Raw genomic sequence first — 22,516 nt, 5'->3', positions numbered from 1 at the left:
GTCAGGCGTGCGTTTTGTCACACCAGCGCCGCCTGTGGCCGCTGGCTGACGCCTCGGGTCAGCCCCGTCTGACAACCCCGGGCCGCCATCGCGCGTTGAATGAACACTGGCGCCAGCGGCACGGGCCGAAACGCTAGGTTTCTTGCAAGTTCTCCTCCAAAGCTTGGCGGGCGATTCCACCACCGGATCGCCCGCTTTTTTCTTGGAGGAACAGACGCCGTGCGCGCGCCGTCAGGACGCGGCCGCGCCCTGCTTTTCGGCACGGCCAGCCTTCCAGCCGCCATAGATGGCGATCAGGCCCGGCACGATGATCAGCGCCCAGATGATCTTGCTCAGGTTGGCCTGCACCCACGGCAGGTTGCCGAACAGGTAGCCGGCGGTGACGATGCCCAGCACCCAGATCAGCGCGCCGGTGACGTTGAAGAAGGTGAACTTGCTGCGCGTCATCTCAGCCACGCCCGCCACGAAGGGCACGAAGGTGCGGATGAAAGGCATGAAGCGCGCCAGGATCACCGTCACGCCGCCGTAGCGCTCGTAGAACTGGTGCGCGCGGTCGAACGCCTTGCGATTGAAGAAACGCGAGTCCTCCCACTGGAACACCTTGGGCCCGAAGTAGCGCCCGATGCTGTAGTTGCACTGGTCGCCCAGAATCGCCGCCACCAGCAGCACCGCCACCGCCAGCGGATAGCTCATCAGCCCCGCGCCGCACATGGCGCCCACCACGAACAGCAGCGAATCGCCGGGCAGGAAGGGCATCACCACCACGCCCGTCTCGACGAAGACGATGATGAACAGCAGCGCGTAGACCCACGGGCCGTACTGCGTCACGAAGGCGCCCAGGTATTTGTCGACGTGGAGGATGAAGTCCACGAGTTGCATCACGATGTCCATGGGGCGCGATTATCCGTGCGGCGCCGCAGCAGCGCCGCGCCTCACGCAGCGCCGGCCACCGACCACGCCATCAGCAACTGCGCCACGTAGTACGCCGGCAGGCCCCAGGCCTTGTTCAGGAAGGTCCTGGCCACGAAGGCCTGCCGCGCCACCGCCAGGTCCGACGCCGCGAACAGCAGCGCCCCCACCGCCGGCAGCCAGCGCCCCGTGGCCCCGGCGAACGCGATGGCCAGCGCGCACATCACCATGATCGCCACAATGTAGGCCAGCACCGGCCCCTTGAACCCCGCGCCCAGATGCGGCCACAGCCAGCGCAGGCTCAAAGCGCCCACCACCGCCATGGCCGCTGCTGCGGTGGCCAGAGCGCCCCAAGACCACGGCGCCTGCGCGAAGGCCGCCGAGAACGCGATGTGCGCCAGTAGAAAGAAGCCCAGTCCCGCCATGAAGGCCGCCGGCCGGTCGGACGCCAGTGCCACATCGCCCAGCGCGCTCAGCACCAGCGCCACCAGCACGATGGTTCCGTACGTCGTGGACAAGGCCCCCAGCACGAGCGCCAACGCGATGAAGCACAAGCTCGCCATCGTCTTGACCGTGCCCGCCAGCACCGGGCGCCCCACGCGCTCGGCCGCCAGCAGGGCGCCGACGAGAACGAGGCAGCTCACGGTGAACAGGATGGGCAGCATGGGTGGGTGTGTCGGTGCGGTTCCTAGAATCATGGCATGAGCACCCCACCCCGCCGCCCCATCCGCGAACTGCCCGACGAGCTGATCAGCCAGATCGCCGCCGGCGAGGTGGTGGAGCGCCCGGCCTCGGTGGTGCGCGAACTGCTCGACAACGCGCTCGACGCCGGCGCCACGCAAATCACCTTGCGGCTGCTGGCCGGCGGCGTGCGCCTGATCAGCGTGGAGGACGACGGCGCCGGCATCCTGCCCGAGGAAATGCCGGTGGCCCTGAAGCGCCACGCCACCAGCAAGATCGCCAGCCTGCCCGAGCTGGAATCCGTGGGCACCATGGGCTTTCGGGGCGAGGCCCTGGCTGCTATCAATTCGATTGCTGAAGTCGCCCTGTTGTCGCGCGCTGGCGGCCAAGATCGTGCTTATCTGCTGGACGGCCGCACCGGCGAACTGAAGCCCGTGGCGCGCGCGCAGGGCACCACGGTGGAGGTCAAGGAGCTGTTCTACAGCGTGCCGGCGCGCCGCAAGTTTCTCAAGACCGACGCCACCGAGCTGGCGCACTGTATCGACGCCGTGCGCCGCCACGCGCTGGCGCGGCCCGACGTGGGCTTCGCCATCTGGCACGAGGGCAAGCTGATCGAGCAATGGCGCGCCCACCCCGGCGATGCTGGCCGCGCCCAGCGCCTGGCCGACGTGCTGGGCGAGGATTTCCTGGCCGATTCCGTCGCCATCGACCATCGTGCGGGGTCGGTGCATGTCAGCGGCCGCGCGGGCCTGCCGGACGTGGCGCGTTCGCGCGCCGACCAGCAGTTCGCCTATGTCAACGGCCGCTTCGTGCGCGACAAGGTCATCACCCACGCCGCGCGTGCCGCCTATGAAGACGTGCTGCACGGCCAGCGTCAGCCGGTGTACGTGCTGCACGTGGCCATCGACCCGGCGCGCGTGGATGTGAACGTGCACCCGACCAAGATCGAGGTGCGTTTTCGCGACAGCCGCGAGGTGCACCAGGCGGTGCGCCACGCGATCGAAAACGCGCTGGCCGCGCCGCGCGCCGCGCTGGCCGGGACGCTGTCGAGCGATGCCGCGGGCCCGGATACCGGCGTCGCCTGGCCGGCTGGAAATTTCAGGTCTTTTAGGCCGCCCGCGCTTGATGGACAAGCGCAGGCAGCTATTCATTTTGAAGCAAGCGCGGCGCGCGCGGTGCATGAAGCGCAAGTGCTCTGGTCGGCCCGCGCGGCCGATGCGGCACCCGCCCCTGCCGCCGCGCCCGGCCACGACGCGCACGTGGCCGACTGGCCGCTTGGCCGCGCCATCGCGCAGCTGCACGGCGTCTACATCCTGGCGGAAAACCACGCCGGCCTGGTGCTGGTCGACATGCACGCGGCGCACGAGCGCATCGTGTACGAGCGGCTGAAAGGCCAGCTCGACGGCGCGCAGATCGCGCGCCAGCCGCTGCTGATCCCCGCCACCTTCGCCGCCACGCCGGCCGAAGTGGCCACCGCCGAAAGCGCCGCCGAGGTGCTGGCGCGGCTGGGGTTGGAGATCACCCCCTTCTCACCCAAGACGCTGGCCGTGCGCGCCGTGCCCACCACGCTGGCGGCGGGCGATGCGGTCGAGCTGGCGCGCAGCGTGCTGGCCGAGCTGGCCCAGCACGAGGCCGCCACGGTGGTGGAGCGCGCACAGCACGAACTGCTGGCCACCATGGCCTGCCACGGCGCCGTGCGCGCCAACCGCCGCCTGACGCACGAGGAGATGAACGCCCTGCTGCGCCAGATGGAAGCCACCGAGCGCTCAGACCAGTGCAACCACGGCCGCCCGACCTGGCGCCAGTTGTCGATGAAAGAGCTGGACGCGCTGTTCCTGCGCGGGCGTTGACCGCCATGGCGCCGATGCGCGTGGCCCATTGGTCGCGCACATGCGCACTTGTCCTACGCCCTTGCGCGACAGGGCCCGGCCCGGTGCGCGCCAGCGGTACGGCCCAATGGATGTTCGCCTCAAACAACAAGGAACACCGACATGGCCGATATTGAGCAACAACCCCGGCAAGACCTGAACGGCGCCGCGGCAGGCAAGAAGATTCACGAGATCGCCAAGGACGCGCGCATGTGCATGTTCGCCACCGACGTCACCAACTTTCCCGGCGACGTGCGCCCGATGGCGATCCAGAAGGTGGACGAGGACGGCACCTTCTGGTTCCTCAGCTCCAGCGCCAGCGAGAAGAACCGCGACATCGCCAAGGACCCGCGCGTGATCGTCACTTGCCAGAACGACGACAAGTACGAGTACCTGGCCGTCTCGGGCACCGCCACGGTGCACACCGACCGCGCCACCATCGACAAATACTGGACCGCCCTGGCCAGCGCCTGGTTCGATGGCAAGGACGACCCGCGCGTGACCGTGCTGCGCGTGACGCCCAACGCAGGCCACTATTGGCAAACCACCTCGGGCAAGATCGTCTCATTCGTCAAGATGAGCTTTGCCGCGGTCACCGGCAGCAAGACCAGCGACGGCGGGGTGGACGGCGAGCTGAACGTGTGAGCCGCACGCGCGGCGGGCGGATCGCCGTCGCGCCGGGAAGGCCTGTCGCAACCGCGCCACTGCCCTCGCATCGGTAGCGGCCAGCGTTTTGCGGGGTGAGTCGCGCGTACGCCATGCTGCCCCGCCCTCATGCAGCGAATCCGCGAATGCTGTATTCTTATCCAGTGGATTTACCGACCAAACTCGCCATCCTGGCCGACGCGGCCAAATACGATGCCTCGTGCGCGTCCAGCGGCGGCACGCGGCGCGATTCATCGCAGGGGCGTGGCCTGGGTTCGAACGAGGGCATGGGGATTTGCCACAGCTTCGCGCCGGATGGCCGCTGCATCTCGCTGCTCAAGATCCTGTTGACGAATTTCTGCCTGTACGACTGCGCATACTGCATCAACCGACGGGGCAGCGATGTGCCACGCGCCCGCTTCACGGTGGAAGAAGTGGTGGCGCTGACGCTCGACTTCTACCGCCGCAACTGCATCGAAGGCCTGTTCCTGTCCAGCGGCGTCATCCGCGATCCGGACTACACGATGGAGCAACTGGTGCGCGTGGCGCGCACGCTGCGCGAGGTGCACGACTTTCGTGGCTACATCCACCTGAAGACGATTCCCGACGCCGCGCCCGAGCTGCTGGCGCAGGCCGGGCGCTGGGCCGATCGGCTGTCGGTCAACATCGAGCTGCCCACGCAGCAGGGGCTGGACCGCCTGGCGCCCGAAAAGAGCAGTACCAGCATCCGGCGCAGCATGGCCCGGCTGACGCTGGCGATCGAAGACGCTCAAGCCGAGCGCCGCGCCGTGCGCGCCCAGCCCGTGCGCCTGCTGCCCGGCGCGGGGCGGCGCAAGGCCGCGCCGCCGGCATTTGCCGCCGCGGGCCAAAGCACGCAGATGATCGTCGGCGCCGACGGCGCCAGCGACGCCACCATCCTGGCCACCAGCGCGCAGCTGTATGGCGCCTATCGGTTGCGGCGCGTGTATTACTCCGCCTTCAGCCCCATACCGCACGCCGCCGCTGCCCTGCCCGCGCAGGCGCCGCCGCTGCTGCGCGAGCACCGGCTGTACCAGGCCGACTGGCTGATGCGTTTTTACGGCTTTGGCGCCGATGAAATCACGCCGTCCGGCCAGACCGGCATGCTGGCGCTGGATGTGGACCCCAAGCTGGCTTGGGCGCTGGCGCATCCGGAGCGCTTCCCGGTCGACCTGAATACCGCCCCGCGCGCGCTGCTGCTGCGTGTTCCGGGCCTCGGGGTGCGATCGGTCGACAAGCTGCTGCTCGCGCGGCGCGCCCGCCGGCTGCGCGCCGCCGATCTGCGCGCGCTGCGCGTCAGCCCGGCCAAGGTGCTGCCGTTCGTGGTGCTGGCGGATCACCGGCCGCGCGCGGGTGGCGTAGAGCGTTCAGCGCTGGCCGAGCCGCGTTCGCTGGCGTCGCCGGCGGCGCCGGTACACCCATCCTCCCTTCAAGCGGCCTTGTTCTGACGCCCGGGTACGCCCATGCCCACACTCGCGCCCGAACGGACACCCGGTCGCCCCCCGGAGGAAGACGGAGCTGAAGGCGACTTCAGCCTCTCATCTCAAGGCGCCGGGTCGCCGCCTCCCATCGCCGAGCCCGACCTCATCCCCCCCACGCGCGCCTTCGACCGCTTTCGTGCCCAAGCCCTGGCGCTGCTCGCCGCCGGCATCGCGCCCGCCGACGCCGCGCCGCGCTGGGCCGCTTTCGCCGCCGCTGAAAACCCCTCGCCCGACCTGCTGGCCGAAGCCGCCGCGCCGCCGGCCCACCCTGCGCCCGCAAGCTTTGCCGCCGCCTTGCAGTTGCCCCGCGCCTTCGTGGCCGCCGCGCGCCGCGTGGTGCTGCATCGCGACCCGGCGCGCTTCGAGCTGCTGTACCGCGTGCTGTGGCGCCTGCGTCACGAACCCGCCTTGCGCCACGACGTGCTGGATGCCGACGTGCAGCGGCTGGCGCGCCTGGCCAAGGCGGTGCAGCGCGATGCGTACAAGATGCGCGCCTTCGTGCGCTTTCGGCCCCTGGCTGCCGATGACGGCGGCGAGCCGATGCACGTGGCCTGGTTCGAGCCCGAGCACGACGTGCTGCCCGCCGTCGCGCCCTGGTTCGCGCGGCGCTTTGCCGGCATGCGCTGGGCCATCCTCACGCCGCACCGCAGCGTGCGCTGGTGCCCTGACACCCGCCAGCTGACCGACGGACCCCCCGCGCAGCGCGCCGACGCCCCGCCGGCCGACGCGGGCGAGGCACTGTGGCTGACCTACTACCGGCACATCTTCAATCCGGCGCGGCTCAACGTGCCGCTGATGCGCCAGCACATGCCGGCCAAGTACTGGCGCAACCTGCCCGAGGCGGCCGAGATCGCCGCCCTGGTGGCCGCCGCGCCCACGCGCACGGCGCGCATGATCGAGCAGGCGCCGGGCGCGCGCGTGGTCGCCCCGCGCGGCCCGCGCCGCAACCCGGACCACGTTGACGATGTCGACCAGCCGTTGCGCACGCTGGCCGAGCTGTCCGCCGCCGTGCAGCATTGCACCGCCTGCCCGCTGGCGCAGCACGCCACGCAGGGCGTGTCAGGCTCCGGCCCGCTGCGGCCGCCGCTGATGCTGGTCGGCGAGCAACCCGGCGACCGCGAGGACCTGGCCGGCCTGCCTTTCGTCGGCCCCGCCGGCCAATTGCTCGACCAGGCCCTGGCGCTGGCCGGCATCGACCGCGCCCAGCTCTATCTGACCAACGCCGTGCGCCACTTCAAGCACGAGCTGCGCGGCAAGCGCCGCCTGCACAAGACACCGGCGCAGCGCGAAGTGATGGCCTGCCGCCCTTGGCTGCTGCGCGAGATAGAGCTGGTGCAGCCGCAGGCCATCGTCGCCCTTGGCGCCACCGCCGCGCGGGCGCTGCTGGGGCCCGGCGTCAAGCTGGCTGCGCTGCGCGGCCAGCCGTGGCCGGGGCCGGGTGGGCGGCCGGTGTGGGTCACCTGGCACCCCGCGGCGCTGCTGCGCCTGCCGGCTGACGAACGCCAGCGCACCTGGCCGATGTGGATCGCCGACCTGGCGCACGCCAGCAACGCCGCAGCGCCATGACGGCTGGTGACCTCGTCATCGCCACCCCGCGCGGCCTGTATTGCCCGCCCGGCGACTTCTACATCGACCCGTGGCGGCCGGTCGATCGAGCCGTCATCACCCACGCGCATGGCGACCACGCGCGGCGCGGGCACGGCGCCTATCTGGCGCACAGGCAGAGTGAACACGTGATGCGCGCACGCCTTGGCGACGACATCGCGCTGCAAACCCTGGCCTATGGCGAGCCTGTCACGTTGAACGGCGTGCGCGTTTCGCTGCACCCCGCCGGCCACGTGCTGGGTTCGGCGCAGGTCCGCATCGAGCATGCCGGCCGCGTGTGGGTGGCCTCGGGCGACTACAAGCTGGACGCCGACCCCACCTGCGCGCCGTTCGAGCCCGTGCGCTGCGACGTGTTCATCACCGAATCGACCTTCGGCCTGCCCATCTACCGCTGGCCCGCGCCCGCCGCGCTGTTCGCCGATCTGAACGCCTGGTGGCGCGCCAACGCCGAGGCCGGGCGCGCCAGCATCGTCTATGCCTACGCCTTCGGCAAGGCGCAGCGGCTGCTGGCGGGCGTGGATGCGTCCATTGGCCCCATCGTCTGCCACGGCGCCGTCGAGGCCCTGAACGACGCCTACCGCGCCAGCGCCGTGGCGCTGCCCGCCACGCACCGCGTCACCGATGCGGCGATCGACAAGGCGGCCTTGAAGCGCGCGCTGGTGATCGCCCCGCCCTCGGCCGGCGGCACGCCCTGGCTGCGCCGCTTCGGCGAGCATGCCGACGCATTTGCCAGCGGCTGGATGCGAATCCGCGGCGCGAGGCGGCGGCGCGGGGTCGACCGCGGCTTCGTGCTGAGCGACCACGCCGACTGGCCCAGCCTGCAGCGCGCCATCGCCGCCACCGGCGCGCCGCGCGTCATCGTCACCCACGGCAGCGTGCCGGTGATGGTGCGCTGGCTGGCCGAGCAGGGCCTGCAGGCCGGCGCGTTCGACACCGACTACGGCGGCGAGGACGACGACGCGCAGCCCGAAGCGCCCGCCACCACCGACCCGGACCGCGCCACGGGTGCGGAGCCCGGCAATGACCCCGGCGCGGACCCGGGCGCGGATTCCGGCGCGCACCCAGCGTACCCACGATGACTATCCTTTTGATAGCTGAAAGCGCTTACCCATCAAGCGGTGGCAGCATTTTTTGCGCTGAATCACGCGCCTGAGGCACAAGCGATGCACGCCTTCGCCGCCCTCTACCGCGCCCTCGACGCCAGCACGTCCAGCCTTGCCAAGCAGGCCGCGCTGCAAGACTACCTGCGCGCCGCGCCGCCGGCCGATGCGGCCTGGGCCGTCTACTTTCTCGCTGGCGGCAAGCCGCGCCAGCTGGTGCCCACGCGCGTGCTGCGCGAGCAGGCGCGCGCGGCGGCCGGCCTGCCCGAATGGCTGTTCGACGAAAGCTACGAAGCCGTCGGCGACCTGGCCGAAACCATCAGCCTGCTGCTGCCCGAACCTGCCGCGCCCGTGCAACGCCCGTTGGCCGACTGGCTGCAGCACCACCTGCTGCCCCTGCGCGGCCAGCCGCCCGAGGCGCTGCACGCGCGGCTCGCCGAGCAGTGGCGCGAACTGGCCGCCGATGACCGGCTGGTGTACTTCAAGCTCATCACCGGCGCGTTTCGCGTCGGCGTGTCGAAGCTGCAGGTCACGCAGGCGCTGGCCGCCGTGAGCGGCGTCGACTCAAAAATAGTCGCCCAGCGCCTGATGGGCTACACGCAACCCGGCGCCCGGCCCACGGCGGCCGACTTCAGCGCCCTCACCGCGCCGGCCGACGCGCCCACGCTGCTCGGCGCGCGCGGCGGCCAGCCCTATCCGTTCTACCTGGCGCACCCGTTCAACGAGCCTCTGGCGCGCTTCGACGAACTGCTGGGCGCGCCCGCGCAGTGGCAAATCGAGTGGAAGTGGGACGGCATTCGCGCGCAACTGGTGGTGCGCGATGGCCAGGTCTTCATCTGGTCGCGCGGCGAAGACCTGGTGACCGACCGCTTCCCCGAACTGGCCGCCCTGGGCGCCACGCTGCCCGAAGGCACGGTGCTCGACGGCGAGATCGTGGTCTGGAAGACTACTGATTTGATAGCTGCTCGCGCACGCCAGACAAGCGCTGGCGGCCAAATCGATTCAGAAACCGCCGACACCCACGCCGTCTACGCCGGCAGCGTGCAACCCTTTGCCGCCCTGCAGCGCCGCATCGGCCGCAAGACGCTTGGCGCCAAACTGCTGGCCGAAGTGCCGGTCGTGCTGCTGGCCTACGACCTGCTGGAGCTGGACGGCCACGACCTGCGCGCCCAGCCGCAACACGCCCGCCGCACCGCGCTCGAAGCGCTGGTCGCCGCGCACCCGCACCCCGCGCTGCACCTGTCGCCGCTGCTGCATGGCGAAACGTGGGCCGACCTCGCGCGCCAGCGCGAAGCGGCGCGGCGCTTAGGGACAGAAGGCTTCATGCTCAAGCACCGCGACGCGCGCTACGGCGTCGGCCGCACCAAGACCGCGCTGGCGGGCAGTGTCGATGCCGACGCGCCCGATGCACCGGCCACGCGCCCCGCGCTCGGCCAGTGGTGGAAGTGGAAGATCGACCCCATGAGCGTCGACGCCGTCCTCATCTACGCCCAGCGCGGCCACGGCCGCCGCGCCAGCCTGTACAGCGACTACACCTTCGCCGTCTGGAGCGGCCCGCCCGAAGACCCCGACCGCACGCTGGTGCCCTTTGCCAAGGCGTATTCGGGCCTCACCGACGAAGAAATGCGCCAGGTCGACGCCATCGTCCGCAAAACCACCCGCGAAAGCTTCGGCCCCGTGCGCAGCGTGGAGCCGACGCTGGTGTTCGAGCTGGGCTTTGAGGGCATCGCCCGCTCGGCGCGGCACAAGAGCGGGATTGCGGTACGGTTTCCGAGGATGCTCAGGTGGCGGGTGGACAAGCCGGTGAACGAAGCGGATAGCTTGCAGACGCTGATGGGGTTGTTGCCTGCACGCGGCGATCATTGAATCGGCCGGCTTTCACTCCGGCCGCAAGTTCGCCCCACCCGCCAGCGCCAGAACCGCCTGCGGGTTCATCGCAGCGATCGTCAGCAGCGTGCGCGCCGCGCCGCTCGGCTCCTTGCGCCCCTGCTCCCAGCCCTGCAAGGTACGCACCGAAACGCCGATCAACTTGGCAAACTGCGATTGCGACAAGCCGGTTTTCCGCCGCGCTTCCACGGCCGGCGTGTGCACCACATGCACTTGGCCGGCCTTCATTTCGCGCACCGCCTGCAACAAATCCGCCGCCAGGTCACGGCCTGCTTCGTACTGCTCCAGTTCAGCAGGCGACAAAGGTTTCTTAACTTTCGAGGACACGACGAATCTCCTTCAGTTGCGGGCCAGTCAAGTTGTCGGTCGCCGACTTGGCATACAAGGTCAGCAGCACCAACTGGCCCGAAGCCAGACGCGAAAAATAGATCACGCGCACACCGCCCGACTTGCCCAAGCCCGAGCGCGCCCAACGCACCTTGCGGATGCCGCCCGACTGCGGCACCACATCGCCCGCCTCTGGGTTGTCGGCAAGAAAGGCTGCAAATTGACCCCGCTCCTCCTCCGTCCAGTACATCGGCCATTGCCGCTGGAACAGCGTTGTCTCGACGATGGTCAACATGATCCAATTGTACGCCTTAGGCGCATAGATGCAGCGCGCTCGAAGCCGAACGCACGCTGGTGCCCTTCGCCAAGGCGTACTCCGGCCTGACCGACGAAGAAATGCGCCAAGTCGACGCCATCGTCCGCAAAACCACCCGCGAAAGCTTCGGCCCCGTGCGCAGCGTGGAGCGGACGCTGGTGTTCGAGCTGGGCTTTGGCATCGCCCGCTCAGCGCGCCACAAAAAGCGGGATTGCGGGGCGGCTTCCGAGGATGCTCAGGTAGCGGCAGGATAAACCCATTGCCAAGGCGGATACTGTGCAGGCGTTGATGGCGATATTGCCTAATCACGGTCAGAAGTCCAGCAGCGAGCCAGGCTAACGAACGGGTCGATTCATCCATTTTGAAAAGTTGTCGTCGGATGGCGAGTTAACAACATGGACTCCACTGGTGCTGCGCGCTTTTATCGCGCAGTACTCCATTATAAAGCGCTACCCAAAATATGCAGATCAGTGTGTATGCCAACGTTCAGTGACAGTCCTTCGTTAACTGGCCACAAGTGCATTGAAGGTCTTAAAAACCTCTTCAAAACTGTCAAGGGTCGCTTGAACTGCGGGCGAATCCGCATCCAATACAGAAGGGTTCTCCAAGAGCCAACGCGCCGCACCGAAGTGGTCAAACTCTGCGACCGTTGTAGGCATGAGTTTGAATAGGGCCTCAGCTTTTTTTACGATGCGCGCGGTTGGCGCTGCAGCCATCAATGCTTCCTTCGTGACCACATTGGTTACAGGCGGATTGTATGCTCCATTGAGCATCTCAACAAACAGGTCAATATCGAACAGGTCCTCTACATCCGATTCGGACTGATTGGTGAAGTCTGAGCAGGTGTAAAAATGCCCGGCCTTCAGGATGTCAGCCTTCTTCAAATTCTCAATCTTGGTCTTGTCCCCATTGGCAATGTCGGATAAAACCGCTACATTAATTCTATTACCGCCAAATAGCCTGACGAACGGCGCAATTTTGTCAATGCCGCCCGATGGGCATAGCGTCCATTTAGGATCGAGCGCAGTGCGTCGGCGCTTGGCTAACGCCTGCGAAACAACCTGCAAGTATAGAATGTCCGATGGACCTTCGACAAGCCAAGTATTTGCGCCGATGAACAGAGATTGAGTCACTTCATAACCCAACGCACCTTGAAGAGGGAAGAGCGTGTCGTTATTTACCTCCAACACGTCTGATCGCACCTTCGTCCCCTGGACCTCAGGACGCTTGCCCTGCTTCTCTATAACCACGTCCTCTACGATGCGCACATCAGCTAGGCGATCCATAGGAACCATAAAGGGCGAATGAGTGGTAAAAATAACTTGGTGGTCTGGCAGTAGTCGCTCGACGACGTATCGAAGGAGATCCCCCTGCGCCTTGCCATGCAAAGTCAGACCGGGTTCATCCAACAAAACGATCGCATTGGAATTACCCGGAGTCTTCCTTAATTGCTTGAACTGAGCGAGGAAAGAGAAGAACCACACGAAGCCTGCGCTACGCTCCGACAACGGGAGCGTTGCTTTGTGATTATTATTTTTGATACGAATCTCCGCCACCGTTCCCGTATTGAATGGAGCGGGATCCTTAGCCTTTCCGCTGTCAATGTCGATAATAACTTCGAGTGCGTTGTTTTGACTCCAAAACTGGAAAATCTCCTCCGTAATTTCATTGCTGGCGGCCTCGCAAGTGGCTTTCAAAGTTTCCCGACGATCCACTTCCAACAGTTCTTCAAGCGTCGTCCCCGCATACTCCAAGAATGCTAAGAAAATCTGATCGCCAACAGACACGGCTTTGTTCTGCTTGTCCTGCTGGAGTTTCTGAATCGACACCATGCCCGACATACGTTCGAAGTGTGACGTGAAGAAGAACTTAGGCTGCCTAGCAGACAGCACGTCGATCACACCTACGGTAAAACTTGATCCCCTGCATTGTTTGATTTCCTGTAACAGCGCCTCTTGCTTTGGTGTTCTCTGCGCTACCGCGGACAGAGCCGTATCAGCTCCTAAACCATTGGTCACTCCATGCAAAGCGTTACGTTCGGTTGCATCAAGAGCATGCTTGCTGAGCATATTTTCAAGCACCTTTTCGCTATCTACGTCGATATCCCAAATACGCTTATTCTCATCGTATCGAAATCCAAAATGAATCTGGAAAGTATCGCTCCTCAAAACTCCTTTTCCGAACTTTCTTTCCACAGCGGCTATATCCGAAGAATCAAGTCGCCACCATGTTCGGATCACCTCTGCTGTCCCATCCTCATGACGGTCGTCGAAGCGAGTAGCGAAGCGCCTTGGATAATCAATAGCTTCGTCGAATTCAAAGGGTTGCGAGGGGCGGAGGCCACGAATGGCGCTCAGCAGCGCGGTCTTACCCGCTTCATTCTTACCAACAAGGCACGTAAGATCGCCAACCTCGAACTCGCCGCTGTCCTCCACGGACCTATAGTTTTGGACGCGAACTTTGACTAGTTTCATGGTTTATTAGCTTTAACTGGGTATTTAATGAAACCGCGGAGCTGGATCGCGGGACACTCCTTACACGGGTAAGGATATGCAACCGATATGTGCAATGCAAGCCATCAGCGGCTTCGTCCGACCCGTAGCCGACGAATCGGCCCTGACAATACTCCATGGCCCGCCCCTCCCCCAGCTCACCCGAGCGCGTTGACGCCACCTTCGGCCGGGCCGAAGACTGGCTCGCCACGCGCGGCCATCGCCCCTTTCCGTTCCAGTTCGAAGTCTGGCAAGCCATTGCCGAAGGCCGCAGCGGCCTGCTGCATGCCACCACGGGCGCGGGCAAGACGCTGGCGGTTTGGCTCGGCGCCTTGAAGCGTTTTGTGCCGCCAGCGCTTGCCAGACAAGCGCAACCAGCTATCGAATCCGAAGCAATCGCCGACCCGGCCAAAGCCCCGCCGCTCACGGTGCTGTGGCTGACCCCCATGCGCGCGCTGGCGGCCGACACGTTGCGGGCGCTGCGCGGGCCGCTGGCCGATCTGGCGCCGCACTGGACGAGCGGGCTGCGCACGGGCGACACGGCCAGTGGCGAGCGCGCGGCGCAAAGCCGGCGCTTGCCGACGGTGCTGGTGACCACGCCCGAAAGCCTGTCGCTGCTGCTGGCGCGCGCCGATGCGCGCGAGGCGCTGCAATCGGTGCAGCTGGTGGTGGCCGACGAATGGCACGAGCTGCTGGGCAGCAAGCGCGGCGTGCAGGTGCAGTTGGCGCTGGCGCGCCTGTCGGGCTGGAACCCGCAGCTCATGGTGTGGGGCATGTCGGCCACGCTGGGCAATCTGCAAGAGGCGCTGCAGGCGTTGCTGCCGCAGCCGCCGGATACTACTGAATCGATAGCTGCTCGCGCACGTCCGGCAAGCGCCAGAGGCCAAAAACGCTCAGAATCCACAGCCCCACCCAGCCCCGCCCTGATCCAGGGCCGCATCGACAAAGCGCTGGTCATCGACACCCTGCTGCCCGCGCGCGCCGAGCGCTTTGCGTGGGCCGGACACATGGGCTTGCAGATGCTGCCGCAGGTGGCCGAGGTGATCGAGGGCAGCGGCTCCACGCTGGTGTTCACCAACACGCGCTCGCAGGCCGAGCGCTGGTTTCAGGCGCTGCTGGAGGCGCGCCCGCACCTGGCGGGCGTGCTGGCGCTGCACCACGGCTCGCTGGACAAGGCGGTGCGCGAGTGGGTGGAGCTGGGCCTGAAAAGCGGCGCGCTGAAAGCGGTGGTGGCCACCAGCAGCCTGGACCTGGGGGTGGACTTTCTGCCGGTCGAACGGGTGCTTCAGATCGGCAGTTGCAAGGGCGTTGCGCGGCTGTTGCAGCGCGCCGGCCGCAGCGGCCACGCTCCTGGGCGGCCGTCGCGCATCACGCTGGTACCGACGCACAGCCTGGAACTCGTCGAGGCGGCCGCCGCGCGCGATGCCGTGCAGGCCGGCCAGATCGAAGAACGCCACACCCCCCGCGAGCCGCTGGATGTGCTGGTTCAGCACCTGGTCACCGTGGCGCTGGGCGGCGGCTTCGTGCCCGATGCGCTGTACGCGGAAGTTCGGCGCACCGCGGCGTACCGCGGTTTGAGTCGCGACCACTGGCAGTGGGCGCTGGACTTCGTGCGCCAGGGCGGCGCGTCGCTGGCCGCGTACCCGGACTTTCACCGCGTGGTGCCGGACGAGCATGGCGTGTGGCGCATGACCGACGCGCGGCTGGCGCGAAGGCACCGCGCCAACATCGGCACCATCGTCAGCGACGCGGCGGTGCGCGTGCAATACGTGAGCGGCGGCCAGCTGGGCACGGTGGAAGAGAGCTTCATCGCGCGGCTGAAACCGGGCGACGTGTTCATGTTCGCGGGCAAGCTGCTGGAGCTGGTGCGCGTGCACGAGATGACGGCGCAGGTGCGCCGCGCCGCCGCCGGCAGCGCCGCGCTGCCGCGCTGGAACGGCGGCCGCATGCCGCTGTCCAGCACGCTGGCCGATGCCGTGGTGCGCAACTTCGCCGATTACGAGGCCGGCCGCGCCGACAGCCCCGAGATGCGCTGCGTGGCACCGCTGCTGGAACTGCAGCGCCGCTGGTCGCACCTGCCCGCGCCCGACACGCTGTTGGCGGAGGTGCTGAAGACGCGTGAAGGCTGGCACCTGTTTCTGTACCCTTTCGCGGGTCGGCAGGTGCACCTGGGGCTGGCCGGCTTGCTGGCATGGCGCGCGGCGCGGCACGAGGCGGGCACGTTTTCGCTGGCGTTCAACGACTATGGCCTGGAACTGCTGTCTGCCAAGCCGATCGATTGGGCGGCGCGGCTGCCGGCCATGTTGCACGGCCCCGGGAAAGCTATTGATTCAGTAGCTTTCAGCGCTTGCCCAGTAAGCGCTGAAGGCCAATTTGATCAATTTTTTCTGGATGAGGTGCTGCAAAGCCTGAACGCGACCGAGCTGGCACGCCGGCGCTTTCGCGAGATCGCGCGCATCGCGGGCCTGATCTTTCAGAGCCATCCGGGCGAGCGCCGCTCGGCACGCCAGCTGCAGGCGTCGGCATCGCTCTACTACGAGGTGTTTCGGCAATACGACCCGGATAACCGCCTGCTGGCGCAGGCCGAGCAGGAGTTGCTGCAACAGGAGTTGGACGTGGATCGACTGGCGGCCGCGCTGACGCGCATGCGGGCGCAGACGCTGCGCGTGGCGCCGCTCCAGCGACCGACGCCGCTGGCGTTTCCGCTGATGGTCGAGCGCTTTCGAGAGAAACTGAGCAATGAGCCGCTGGCCGATCGCATCGCCCGCCTGGTGGCCGATCTGGAGCACGCTGCCGGCGGCGTGCTGGTGGGTACCCAGCACGCGAGCGCCGACAGCGTGCGCCAGACAGCGCAAGACGTGCGCGCGGCGCTCGGCCTGGCCGAAGGCAGTGCCGCTGATCGCCCCACCGGCGCCGACGGCAGCCGGGCGCGACGCCCGCGCCGCGCTGGCCGCTGAGAAGCCATGCAACGCCGTTGGCCTGACCCAGCGCCGCGCTGCAGCGCGGCCACCAGTCGTCGGTCGCCAACGGGCATGATCGGCCTGTGACCCCAGCCCCGCCTGAGCCCCCGAATCCGCCGACCCGCCCACCAGCACCGCAGCCGCTGGCCGACGGCGCCTGCGCCATCGCGCTGCACGGCGAGCGCATCGATCTGCTGCCCGAGCGCGCCGCCTGGTGGCCGGCAGCGCGCACCCTGTTCGTGGCGGACGCGCACCTCGGCAAGGCCGCCGTGTTCCGCGCCCGCGGCCTGCCTGTGCCGGAAGCCACCACCGGCGCCACGCTGGCGCAGCTCGGCGCCTTGATCGCGCGCTGCGGCGCGCACGAGGTCGTGTTTCTGGGCGATCTGCTGCACGCCCGCGAAAGCCATCACCCTGCCGTGCTGACGGCGCTGCGCGACCTGCGCACCCGAACCGCCCAGGTGCGCATGCGCCTGGTGCGTGGCAACCACGACAGCCACGCGGGCAATCCGCCGGACGCGCTGGACATCGAAGTGGTGGACGAACCGCTGCTGCTGGGCCCGTGGGCCGCCTGCCACCACCCTGAGACCGACCCCGCGCGGCTGGGGGGCGCCACCGTGCTGGCAGGGCATTGGCACCCCGTGGTTCATCTGCACGGCGCGGGGCGCGACAGCCTTCGGCTGCCCTGCTTCGTGCAGCAGCCGGGACGGCTGGTGCTGCCGGCTTTCGGCGCCTTCACTGGCGGTCACACCGTCAGCGCACGCGCCGATGTGCGCTGCTACGCCGTGGGCGCGGGGCGTGTGTGGGCGCTGCCGGGCCCAGCGGCTCAGCGCATCACGGCCGCCCGGCGCAGCGACAGCGTTCGCTGAGATCCCCCGCGAAACTTTGCGCCGGCGCGGCGCTCCATCTCCGCATGACACGCAAACTCTGGCGTCCTGCCTTGGCGGCCTTGGCCCTTGGTGCCGTCCTGGCAGGCTGCGCCGCGCTGAACGAAAGGCAGCGCGCCTGGATCTTCCAGCCCTCCGACCGCGCCTGGGGCCATTCGGCCGGCATGGCCGAAGGCATGCAGGCGCAGTGGATCGACTACACCTCGCACATCACCGGCCAGCCGGTGCGGCTGCACGCGTTGTGGCACGCCGCCGACCCGCAGACGCCCGGCTGCGGTCCGGTGCTGCTGTACCTGCACGGCGCGCGCTGGGACGTGCGCGGTTCGGCCAGCCGCATCCGCCGCATGCAGGCGTTGGGCTTCTCGGTGCTGGCGATCGATTACCGCGGCTTCGGTCAGACATCGCGCGAGCTGCCGTCCGAGGCCATGGCGGTCGAGGACGCACGCGCCGCCTGGGACTGGCTGGCCCGTCAGCACCCGCAGGCGCCGCGCTTCATCTTTGGCCATTCGCTGGGCGGCGGCATTGCGGTGGCGCTGGCCGAGCAGGTGCAGGACCAGCGCGGTCTGATCCTGGAAGGCACGTTCACCTCGATCCGCGACGTGGCCGGCACCATGAAATGGGGCTGGCTGCCGGTGGGTCCGCTGATCACGCAGCGCTTCGATTCGGCACGGCGCATTGGGCGCGTCGGCTCGCCGGTGCTGGTGGTGCATGGGGCCGAAGACCGCCTGATCCAGCCCGAGCTGGGCCGGCGCCTGTTCGACGCCGCGGCCGAGCCCAAGGCCTTCGTGCTGGTCGAAGGCGGCTCGCACCACAGCACCAACGCGGTCGGGCAGGAGCAGTACCGCGCCGCGCTGCCCCGGCTGTTTGGCGCGCAGTGCTTTGCAGCCACCGTGGCCACTTCGTAAGCCCCGGCAGCGCACAGGCGATCTGATACGCTCGCCGCGTGCCGCCTTCCGCCGCCTCCATCCGACCCGCCGCAGAGGCGCCGCTACCCGGCATGTCGCCAGCGCTCGTCGTCGTGCTGCTGGCCCTGCTGCTGGGCATCCAGCCCATCACCACCGACGTCTACCTGCCCGCCCTGCCCTCCTTGCAGCAGGATCTGGGCGCGTCGATGGCGCAGGTGCAGATGACGTTTGCGGCGCTGCTGCTGTCCTTTGGCATCTCGCAGTTGGTGTGGGGACCGCTGTCGGACCGCTTTGGCCGCAAGCCGATTCTGCTGTGGGGCATGGGCGCGTATGTGCTGGCCTCGGTGGCCTGCGTGCTGGCCCCCAGCATGGCGCTGCTGATTGCCGCGCGCATCGCCCAGGGCGCGGCCATGGGCGCGGCCGTGATGGGCGCGCGCGCCGTGGTGCGCGACCTGTATGCGCCGCTGGAAGGCGCCAAGGTGATGTCGCGCGGCCTCTCGGGCCTGGGCGTGATCGCCATTCTGTGCACGCCGCTGGGTGGCCTGCTGACCGACTGGGTGCACTGGCGCGCGGCCATGGCGGTGCTGGCGGTGTTCGGTGTCGGCACGCTGGCGCTGCTGATGCTGCGTTTTCAGGAGACGATTCCGGCACGCAACCCGCAGGCGCTGGCGCCGCGCACGCTGTGGCGCTCGTGGGCGCAGATCGCCCGGCACCCCACCTTCGCCAGCTACTGCGTGCTGTCGTCGGCGTCGTATGTGGCGCTGTTCACCTTTCTCGCCAGTTCGTCCTTCGTGCTGATCCAGGGGGTGGGCATGAGCAAGCTGGCCTACGGCGGCGCCATGGCGTTCGGCTCGGTGCTCTACATCCTGGGCACCATCGCCTGCCGGCGGCTGCTGGTGCGCTGGGGCATCCGGCGCACGGTGTTCGCGGCAGGCTGCGTCACCTTCACGGCCGGCGCGCTGATGGCGGCGCTGGCCTGGCTGGGCTGGGGCCAGCCGTGGTATGGCGCCTGGGCCGTGCTGCTGCCGCAGTACCTGTTCATCATGGCGCACGGCGTGCACCAGCCGGTGGGGCAAAGCGGCGCTGTGGCGCCGTTTCCGCAGATGGCGGGTGCGGCGTCGGCGCTGAACGGCTTCGTCATGATGGCCTCGGCCTTCCCCATGGGCCTGTGGCTGGGCCGCGCCATGGACGGCACGGCGCGCCCCATGGCACTGGGCTTTGCGCTGTGGTGCACGGTGATCGCCCTCACCGCCTGGACCCTGGTACAAAAACATGGCGATCCCCGCTGAGCCGCTGACGGGGCTTGCCCCCTTCTGCTGCGCAAGAGGGGACAACGCCCATGCCCGGCGCAGGCACGGGCATGGCGTTCGCTGGCACGGCCAGCTGCGCAGCCGCTCGATCCATTGACCAACGCTCAACGACATGCCGGACACCCCAGCCATTTGCATCGCCGGCCCCACGGCTAGCGGCAAGAGCGCCGTGGCGCTGGCCCTGGCCGGGCTGGTGCCGGCGGAGATCGTCAGCGTCGATTCGGCCCTGGTGTACCGCGGCATGGACATCGGCACCGCCAAGCCCACGCCGGCCGAGCGCGCCGCCGTGCCGCACCACCTGATCGACATCCGCGACCCGCGCGAGGCCTACAGCGCCGCCGAGTTCGTGCGCGACGCGCAGCGGCTGATCGGCGAGATACATGCCCGCGGCCGCGTGCCGCTGCTGGTAGGCGGCACCATGCTGTACTTCAAGGCGCTGTTCGAGGGGCTCGACGCGCTGCCGCCCGCCGACCCTGCGGTGCGGCGCCAGATCGAGGAACGCGCCGCGCGCGACGGCTGGCCCGCGCTGCACGCAGAGCTGGCACGCGTCGACCCCGTCACCGCCGTCCGCCTGGCGCCGGCCGACAGCCAGCGCATCCAGCGGGCGCTGGAAGTGTGGCAGCTGACGGGGCAGCCGCTGTCGGCGCTGCACACTACCAAATCAATAGCTATCAGCGCTTGTCCATCAAGCTCAGGAGCCCTTTTTTCCTTGGAACCCGTGGACCGTGCCTGGCTGCACGAACGCATCGCGCGCCGCTTCGACGACATGCTGTCCGCCGGCTTCATCGACGAAGTGGCTGCGCTACGCGCGCGCGGCGACCTGCACCCCGACCTGCCTTCGATGCGCTGCGTGGGCTACCGCCAGGTGTGGGAGACGCTGGACGGCCGCGCGCCCCTGGCCACCCTGCGTGATCGCGGCATCGCCGCCACGCGCCAGCTGGCGAAGCGGCAGCTCACCTGGCTGCGCGGCATGCCCGGGCGCCAGGTGCTGCCGGTGGACGACGAAAAACGTCCGGACGAGCTGGCACGCGAGTTGCTGAAACTGGCGGGAATCGACAATTTCTGACGAATTCCGGCATTTTTTGTGGCCGGTTTCGTGAAATAGGCAGCGCTTACCCAGTTTTACGTCAAGCGCTTTCGTGGTAGGCGCGCCGCGCGTTCCAATGCGCACCGTCACCGGCCACGCCCTGCCGAGTCGGTCGATATTTGACAAGCAGCCCCGCCCGGAGGAAGAAACAACATGAGCACCGAGATCAGCGAACCGATCGCTGAAGGCACCGGCGTGCCCGCCGCCAGTCAGCCACCGTCCGCTGACATCACCGCGGCAGCGGCCAGCCGCCCGACAGCTTCGCCACCAGATCGCCTGGCCCGCGTTGCGGGGCTGTCGGCCCTGATGTCCGCCGTGCTGGCGGCTTGCGGCGGTGGCAGTGAGGACATCAACCCACCCATCGCCAGCCCGGAACCGCAGCCGCTTCCGGGCACAGGGCAAGTGCCCGTGCCCGCGCCCGGTTCGTCGCCCCCGCCTGCGCCAGCCACCCCCGCACCCGGTGCGTCGCCGGCACCAGCCACGCCCGCGCCCGCCACGCCGACCAACATCACCATGGCCGAGGCCGCGCGCTTTCTGCAGCAGGCCCAGTTCTCCTCCACCGACGCCGACATCGCCGCCGTGCAGGCCAAGGGCTATGCCGCCTGGCTGGACGAGCAGATGTCGGCGCGCAGTTACACCAGCGGCTGGGACTGGCTGGTGAGCCAGGGTTACAGGCAGTACGGCATCCGCTTCAACCAGAACTACGCCGACCACATGATCTGGAACCAGCTCATCGCCGCGCCCGACGCGGTGCGCAAGCGCGTGGCGCTGGCCTGGTCCGAGATCTTCGTGGTGTCCACCAGCACCATCGAGGGCCACTGGCCCTCGTTCGCCATGGCCGCCTACTGGGACTTGCTGAACCAGCACGCGTTCGGCAACTACCGCCAGCTGCTGGAGGCCATCACGCTCAACCCGGCCATGGGCGCCTACCTGAACACGCGCGGCAACAAGAAGGCCGACGGCAGCGGCCGCGTGCCCGACGAGAACTACGCGCGCGAGGTGATGCAGCTGTTCTCCATCGGCCTGTACGACCTGAACGCCGACGGCACGCTGCGCGGTGGCGCGCCGCGCGAAACCTACGGCCCGTCCGACGTCAGCAACCTGGCGCGCATCTTCACCGGCTACAACCTCAATTCGCCCAACAGGCAGCACGAGACCGACCCCCAGCCGTTCCGCGTGCCCATGGTGCTGAACGCCAGCGACCATTCACCCGAGCCAGCCAGCTTTCTGGGCCAGACGGTGGGCAGCGGCGACGGCGCGTCGCGCCTGCGGTTGGCGCTCGACATCCTGTTCAACCACCCCAACGTCGGCCCCTTCATCGGTCGCCAGCTGATCCAGCGCCTGGTCACCAGCGACCCGAGCCCGGCCTATGTGGGCCGCGTGGCAGCGGCCTTCAACAACAACGGCGCCGGCCAGCGCGGCGACCTGCGCGCCGTCACGCGCGCCGTGCTGCTGGACCCGGAGGCGCGGCAGGATCCTTCGCTCAAGGGCACCACCTGGGGCAAGCTGCGCGAACCCATGATCCGCTTCGTGCAATGGGCACGCACTTTCGGTGCCACCTCGGCCGACGGCAAGTGGATCCTGTGGGACATGTCGGACCCGTCCCGGCATCTCGGCCAGAGCCCGCTGCGCAGCCCGTCGGTGTTCAACTTCTTCCGCCCCGGCTACGTGCCGCCCGGCACCGCGCTGGCCACGCACGGGCAGACAGCGCCCGAGTTCCAGCTCACCAACGAGAACTCAGTGGCCGGCTACCTCAACTTCATGCAGGGCGTGATCGCCTGGGGCTACGGCGCGCAGGCCAGCCGCATTGCGGTGACCAGCTACCCGCGCGAGCTGGCGCTGGTGGACGACCCGGACGCGCTGGTCCAGCGCGTCAACCTGCTGCTGGCCGCCGGCCAGCTGTCGACCACCACGCTGACCACCATCCGCAACGCCATCGCCAGCATCCGCATCTGGGGCGACAACGAGCGCAAGGTGCGCGTGTGGGCCACCATCGCGCTGGTCATGGCCAGCCCCGAGTACCTGGTGCAGAAATGAAAGA

At 68.1% G+C, this 22,516-nt stretch carries 17 protein-coding genes and 1 pseudogene; 13 read left to right on the top strand and 5 right to left on the bottom strand.

Annotated elements, in window-relative coordinates; all coding sequences use genetic code 11:
* Positions 1-231: 231 nt before the first annotated feature.
* Positions 232-891, bottom strand: a complete 660-nt coding sequence (locus ACFSCU_RS11065; RefSeq protein ID WP_377560699.1) for a DedA family protein — start codon at positions 889-891, stop codon at positions 232-234.
* A 41-nt stretch (positions 892-932) separates the two neighbouring features.
* Positions 933-1,574 carry a lysoplasmalogenase family protein gene (locus ACFSCU_RS11060; RefSeq protein WP_180551251.1) on the bottom strand — a complete coding sequence of 214 codons (642 nt, stop codon included), beginning with the start codon at positions 1,572-1,574 and terminating at the stop codon, positions 933-935.
* A 36-nt stretch (positions 1,575-1,610) separates the two neighbouring features.
* Here ACFSCU_RS11060 and mutL point away from each other — a divergent pair, with 36 nt between their 5' ends.
* The 6 genes from mutL to ACFSCU_RS11030 all read left to right on the top strand — a co-directional run bounded on the left by mutL (position 1,611) and on the right by ACFSCU_RS11030 (position 10,173).
* The gene (mutL, locus tag ACFSCU_RS11055) at positions 1,611-3,440 is read left to right on the top strand and encodes a DNA mismatch repair endonuclease MutL (protein WP_377560697.1); all 1,830 of its coding nucleotides are present in this window, start codon (positions 1,611-1,613) and stop codon (positions 3,438-3,440) included.
* A 141-nt stretch (positions 3,441-3,581) separates the two neighbouring features.
* Positions 3,582-4,103, top strand: a complete 522-nt coding sequence (locus ACFSCU_RS11050) for a pyridoxamine 5'-phosphate oxidase family protein (RefSeq protein WP_180551250.1) — start codon at positions 3,582-3,584, stop codon at positions 4,101-4,103.
* A gap of 164 nt (positions 4,104-4,267) precedes the next feature.
* Positions 4,268-5,569: a putative DNA modification/repair radical SAM protein gene (locus ACFSCU_RS11045; RefSeq protein WP_377560696.1), complete on the top strand. Its 1,302-nt coding sequence runs from the start codon at positions 4,268-4,270 to the stop codon at positions 5,567-5,569.
* Between the two features lie 15 nt (positions 5,570-5,584).
* Positions 5,585-7,168: a UdgX family uracil-DNA binding protein gene (locus ACFSCU_RS11040; RefSeq protein WP_377560695.1), complete on the top strand. Its 1,584-nt coding sequence runs from the start codon at positions 5,585-5,587 to the stop codon at positions 7,166-7,168.
* Complete coding sequence (locus ACFSCU_RS11035) at positions 7,165-8,286, top strand: ligase-associated DNA damage response exonuclease (RefSeq protein ID WP_377560694.1); 1,122 nt, start codon at positions 7,165-7,167, stop codon at positions 8,284-8,286. The genes ACFSCU_RS11040 and ACFSCU_RS11035 overlap by 4 nt, the downstream gene beginning before the upstream one ends.
* An 84-nt stretch (positions 8,287-8,370) precedes the next feature.
* Positions 8,371-10,173 carry an ATP-dependent DNA ligase gene (locus ACFSCU_RS11030; RefSeq protein WP_180551249.1) on the top strand — a complete coding sequence of 601 codons (1,803 nt, stop codon included), beginning with the start codon at positions 8,371-8,373 and terminating at the stop codon, positions 10,171-10,173.
* A gap of 12 nt (positions 10,174-10,185) precedes the next feature.
* Here ACFSCU_RS11030 and ACFSCU_RS11025 read toward each other — a convergent pair whose 3' ends face one another.
* Entirely contained in the window at positions 10,186-10,497 is a 312-nt protein-coding gene (locus ACFSCU_RS11025) for a helix-turn-helix domain-containing protein (RefSeq protein ID WP_257645857.1), read from the bottom strand.
* 7 nt (positions 10,498-10,504) lie between these two features.
* Positions 10,505-10,816 (bottom strand): type II toxin-antitoxin system RelE/ParE family toxin, encoded by a 312-nt coding sequence (locus ACFSCU_RS11020; protein WP_180551247.1) that lies wholly within the window; start codon positions 10,814-10,816, stop codon positions 10,505-10,507.
* Positions 10,817-10,866: 50 nt separating this feature from the next.
* Between ACFSCU_RS11020 and ACFSCU_RS11015 the strand changes: the two are divergent.
* Positions 10,867-11,176: pseudogene (locus tag ACFSCU_RS11015) on the top strand (ATP-dependent DNA ligase); the annotation flags it as partial.
* Positions 11,177-11,340: 164 nt separating this feature from the next.
* On the opposite strand, the gene ACFSCU_RS11010 reads toward ACFSCU_RS11015, so the two are convergent.
* Positions 11,341-13,311 carry an ATP-dependent nuclease gene (locus tag ACFSCU_RS11010; protein ID WP_377560693.1) on the bottom strand — a complete coding sequence of 657 codons (1,971 nt, stop codon included), beginning with the start codon at positions 13,309-13,311 and terminating at the stop codon, positions 11,341-11,343.
* Positions 13,312-13,466: 155 nt separating this feature from the next.
* Between ACFSCU_RS11010 and ACFSCU_RS11005 the strand changes: the two genes are divergently transcribed.
* From ACFSCU_RS11005 to ACFSCU_RS10980, 6 genes are all read left to right on the top strand, one after another.
* Positions 13,467-16,286, top strand: coding sequence for a ligase-associated DNA damage response DEXH box helicase (locus tag ACFSCU_RS11005; protein ID WP_377560691.1), 2,820 nt, complete (start codon positions 13,467-13,469; stop codon positions 16,284-16,286).
* Positions 16,287-16,372: 86 nt separating this feature from the next.
* Positions 16,373-17,155 (top strand): ligase-associated DNA damage response endonuclease PdeM, encoded by a 783-nt coding sequence (gene pdeM / locus ACFSCU_RS11000; protein WP_377560689.1) that lies wholly within the window; start codon positions 16,373-16,375, stop codon positions 17,153-17,155.
* Positions 17,156-17,199: 44 nt separating this feature from the next.
* Positions 17,200-18,078, top strand: a complete 879-nt coding sequence (locus ACFSCU_RS10995; RefSeq protein WP_180551246.1) for an alpha/beta hydrolase — start codon at positions 17,200-17,202, stop codon at positions 18,076-18,078.
* Between the two features lie 92 nt (positions 18,079-18,170).
* Positions 18,171-19,367, top strand: coding sequence for a multidrug effflux MFS transporter (locus tag ACFSCU_RS10990; protein ID WP_377560688.1), 1,197 nt, complete (start codon positions 18,171-18,173; stop codon positions 19,365-19,367).
* Between the two features lie 133 nt (positions 19,368-19,500).
* Positions 19,501-20,454, top strand: coding sequence for a tRNA (adenosine(37)-N6)-dimethylallyltransferase MiaA (miaA, locus tag ACFSCU_RS10985; protein WP_377560687.1), 954 nt, complete (start codon positions 19,501-19,503; stop codon positions 20,452-20,454).
* A gap of 174 nt (positions 20,455-20,628) precedes the next feature.
* On the top strand, positions 20,629-22,512 hold the full coding sequence (locus ACFSCU_RS10980; RefSeq protein ID WP_377560686.1) for a DUF1800 domain-containing protein: 1,884 nt from the start codon (positions 20,629-20,631) through the stop codon (positions 22,510-22,512).
* The last annotated feature ends 4 nt before the right edge of the window (positions 22,513-22,516 follow it).

The organism is Ottowia beijingensis (genome assembly GCF_042680925.1).
In the GTDB taxonomy this organism is placed as follows: domain Bacteria; phylum Pseudomonadota; class Gammaproteobacteria; order Burkholderiales; family Burkholderiaceae_C; genus Ottowia; species Ottowia beijingensis.
The sequence above is the reverse complement of the archived record's forward strand: the minus strand, read 5'-3'. Positions and strand labels throughout refer to the sequence as shown.

Excerpts from the sequence above, each read along its gene's own strand:
- ACFSCU_RS11065 (WP_377560699.1), bottom strand. The coding sequence starts at position 891 with ATGGACATCGTGATGCAACTCGTGGACTTCATCCTCCACGTCGACAAA.
- ACFSCU_RS11060 (WP_180551251.1), bottom strand. The coding sequence starts at position 1,574 with ATGCTGCCCATCCTGTTCACCGTGAGCTGCCTCGTTCTCGTCGGCGCC.
- mutL (WP_377560697.1), top strand. The coding sequence starts at position 1,611 with ATGAGCACCCCACCCCGCCGCCCCATCCGCGAACTGCCCGACGAGCTG.
- ACFSCU_RS11050 (WP_180551250.1), top strand. The coding sequence starts at position 3,582 with ATGGCCGATATTGAGCAACAACCCCGGCAAGACCTGAACGGCGCCGCG.
- ACFSCU_RS11040 (WP_377560695.1), top strand. The coding sequence starts at position 5,585 with ATGCCCACACTCGCGCCCGAACGGACACCCGGTCGCCCCCCGGAGGAA.
- ACFSCU_RS11035 (WP_377560694.1), top strand. The coding sequence starts at position 7,165 with ATGACGGCTGGTGACCTCGTCATCGCCACCCCGCGCGGCCTGTATTGC.
- ACFSCU_RS11030 (WP_180551249.1), top strand. The coding sequence starts at position 8,371 with ATGCACGCCTTCGCCGCCCTCTACCGCGCCCTCGACGCCAGCACGTCC.
- ACFSCU_RS11020 (WP_180551247.1), bottom strand. The coding sequence starts at position 10,816 with ATGTTGACCATCGTCGAGACAACGCTGTTCCAGCGGCAATGGCCGATG.
- ACFSCU_RS11010 (WP_377560693.1), bottom strand. The coding sequence starts at position 13,311 with ATGAAACTAGTCAAAGTTCGCGTCCAAAACTATAGGTCCGTGGAGGAC.
- ACFSCU_RS11005 (WP_377560691.1), top strand. The coding sequence starts at position 13,467 with ATGGCCCGCCCCTCCCCCAGCTCACCCGAGCGCGTTGACGCCACCTTC.
- ACFSCU_RS10995 (WP_180551246.1), top strand. The coding sequence starts at position 17,200 with ATGACACGCAAACTCTGGCGTCCTGCCTTGGCGGCCTTGGCCCTTGGT.
- ACFSCU_RS10990 (WP_377560688.1), top strand. The coding sequence starts at position 18,171 with ATGTCGCCAGCGCTCGTCGTCGTGCTGCTGGCCCTGCTGCTGGGCATC.
- miaA (WP_377560687.1), top strand. The coding sequence starts at position 19,501 with ATGCCGGACACCCCAGCCATTTGCATCGCCGGCCCCACGGCTAGCGGC.
- ACFSCU_RS10980 (WP_377560686.1), top strand. The coding sequence starts at position 20,629 with ATGAGCACCGAGATCAGCGAACCGATCGCTGAAGGCACCGGCGTGCCC.